Source organism: Mycobacterium sp., assembly GCF_050701675.1.
GTDB lineage: Bacteria > Actinomycetota > Actinomycetes > Mycobacteriales > Mycobacteriaceae > Mycobacterium.
On sequence record NZ_JBOGDD010000195.1, the window covers coordinates 1 to 2,181 of the forward strand.

1 protein-coding gene and 1 tRNA gene are annotated in these 2,181 nt (G+C 65.3%); one reads left to right on the forward strand and one right to left on the reverse strand.

Annotated features, from left to right (window positions below; translation table 11 throughout):
- Positions 1–615 precede the first annotated feature (615 nt).
- Positions 616–691: transfer RNA gene (locus tag ACRDUX_RS05715), tRNA-Lys, on the reverse strand.
- A gap of 158 nt (positions 692–849) precedes the next feature.
- Here ACRDUX_RS05715 and ACRDUX_RS05720 point away from each other — a divergent pair.
- Positions 850–2,073 (forward strand): Ig-like domain-containing protein, encoded by a 1,224-nt coding sequence (locus tag ACRDUX_RS05720; protein WP_526411861.1) that lies wholly within the window; start codon positions 850–852, stop codon positions 2,071–2,073.
- Positions 2,074–2,181 lie beyond the last annotated feature (108 nt).

Consider the following 2,181-nt stretch of genomic DNA (forward strand, 5'->3'; position numbering starts at 1 on the left):
GCCGAGTGGCACATCGGCTCGGCCGCGGCGGACCAGCCGATTCATGACTGGTGGGGGGCAAGTGGCAGCGCAGTGGTGATTGCATCGACGCGAATGGCCACGACCGTCGAACGCGGGTTCGGCGACGACCGACCCGGTCAGGCGCGATCCTGCGCAGTGTCGAGAACGTATGCCTCAGAAACGAAGGGGTCGGGCCGTCCCCGACCCGATCCGGGTGCAGACGGCTCCGAGGAGCCGTCGCGTGGTGCGCCGTCAGGGTTTCGAACCCCGGACCCGCTGATTAAGAGACAGCTGGTGCATGCCCTCAATGGTACACTCCATTCGTAAAAGACGCAGGTCAGCGCGCTTCGTCTTCGCAGCGAGGATTGGGCCGAGTGGCACATCGGCTCGGCCGCGGCGGACCAGCCGATTCATGACTGGTGGGGGGCAAGTGGCAGCGCAGTGGTGATTGCATCGACGCGAATGGTCACCTCCGTCGAACGCGGGGTTCGACGACGACCGACCCGGTCAGGCGCGACCCTGCACAGCGTCGAGAACGTATGCCTCAGAAGCGAAGGGATCGGGCCGTCCCCGACCCGATCCGGTGTGCAGACGGCTCCGAGGAGCCGTGTTGCGTGGTGCGCCGTCAGGGTTTCGAACCCCGGACCCGCTGATTAAGAGTCAGCTGCTCTACCAACTGAGCTAACGGCGCGCGTGGAAGACGATAACAGCCTCGAGGCGCAGGGGTGAAATCCGAACGTCTGAAGCACGACGAAGACCTCGCAGACAGGCTCCTGGCCGCGGATTCCCTTAGACTACTGGCAAGTAGTTGTGAATCCCTCGTGAATGCTCGTGGAGAGGTGTATCAGCATGTGGCAGCTCCAAGCGCTCACCCGTCCCCGGCGGATGCGGAACTTGCTGGCGGCCGTGCTGGTATCGCCCGCCCTCGTGCTCGGCGTCAGCGCGTGCGACGCCACCCCGTCTTCGCCGCCGCAGCCGCTGACCATCACCGACAAGGGAACGCCCTACGGTGACCTCCTGGTCCCCAAGCTCACCGCGTCGGTGACCGACGGCGCCGTCGGCGTGACGGTCGAGTCGCCGGTGACGGTCAGCGCGGAGGACGGCGTTCTCGGGGCCATCACGATGACCAACAGTGACGGCGCCACGGTCGCTGGCCGGCTCAGCCCGGACGGCCTGCGGTGGACCACCACCGAGCCGCTCGGCTACAACAAGAAGTACACGCTCAGCGCGCAGTCCCTTGGCCTTGGCGGTGCGACGAGCCGCGCGATGACGTTCCAGACGCATTCGCCCGAGAACCTGACGATGCCCTACCTGATGCCCGGTGAGGGTGAGGTCGTCGGCATCGGGCAGCCCGTCGCGATCCGCTTCGACGAGAACATCCCGGACCGCCGCGCTGCGGAGAAGGCGATCACCGTCACCACCAACCCGCCGGTCGATGGTGCGTTCTACTGGCTCAGCAACCGCGAAGTGCGTTGGCGCCCACAGGCTTACTGGAAGCCCGGCACGACGGTCGACGTGGCGGTCGACACCTACGGCGTGGATCTCGGCGACGGAATGTTCGGCCAGGAGGACGTCACCACCCACTTCACGATCGGTGACGAGGTCATCGCGACCGCAGACGACGACACGAAGACCCTGACCGTCCGTCGCAATGGTGACGTCGTCAAGACCATGCCCATCTCGATGGGCAAGAGCAGCACGCCGACAAGCAACGGCACCTACATCATCGGTGACCGGCTGTCGCACATGGTCATGGATTCCTCGACGTACGGCGTTCCGTCGAACGCGCCCAACGGATACCGCACCGAGGTCGACTACGCGACGCAGATGTCCTACAGCGGCATCTACGTGCATGCTGCCCCGTGGTCGGTGGGCAGCCAGGGGTATAGCAATGTCAGCCACGGGTGCCTGAACGTCAGCACCAGCAACGCGCAGTGGTTCTACGAGAACACCAAGCGCGGCGACATCGTCGACGTCGTCAACACCGTTGGATCCGTACTGCCCGGCACCGACGGCCTCGGCGACTGGAACGTCCCATGGGATCAGTGGAAGGCCGGCAACGCCAACGTCTGAGCCCGTTTGAGTCGGTCGCGAGCTCGACTCGGTGGAATCGACGGCAGGCCAACAGTCAGGCGAGAAGCCCACATACAAAAGGTCGGAGGGCGATGACGCCCTCCGACC